The following is a 457-nucleotide window of genomic DNA, read 5'->3' on the forward strand; positions in this document are numbered from 1 at the left end:
GCCGCAAAAAGGGCATTTTTGTGTTCAAAGGTTTTGACTCCGCTTAAAGTCTTGTAGCATAAGGCTTGCGGGGGTTTTGGGCAGTAAATTTGTTACTTACGCCGAAAAATTCTTTTTGTCCCAGATTGTTGCAGATGATTTTTTCCAGCAGCGCGGTGTCGGTGTGCTGTTTGCGGAGCAGTTGGTGGTCGACGGCGACGCGGCGCAGCCAGATGTTGTCGTCGGGACTCCATGCCAATAGGACAGTGTTGACTTCGGGGTGGCGCAGGGCGATGTCGCCGACAATACGGTCGAGTACGTCGGAGCTGTCCCACCATAATTTTTCGGTAATCAGCGTTTGCAAACGCGGGATGTCTGTACAGACCGGACACAAAGGTAACACCCGTACGAAGACATAGGTAACACTTCCCCCGTCCCAACAGACGGAATCCTTACCATGCCTTGGGGAGAAACCACC

1 pseudogene is annotated in these 457 nt (G+C 52.3%); it reads right to left on the reverse strand.

The features are described 5' to 3' along the window. Positions 1–103: 103 nt before the first annotated feature. A pseudogene (locus ACLD9W_RS12520) lies at positions 104–355 on the reverse strand (DNA alkylation repair protein); the annotation flags it as partial. Positions 356–457 lie beyond the last annotated feature (102 nt).

Source organism: Neisseria sp. WLZKY-1 (genome assembly GCF_046546535.1).
Taxonomy (GTDB): domain Bacteria; phylum Pseudomonadota; class Gammaproteobacteria; order Burkholderiales; family Neisseriaceae; genus Neisseria.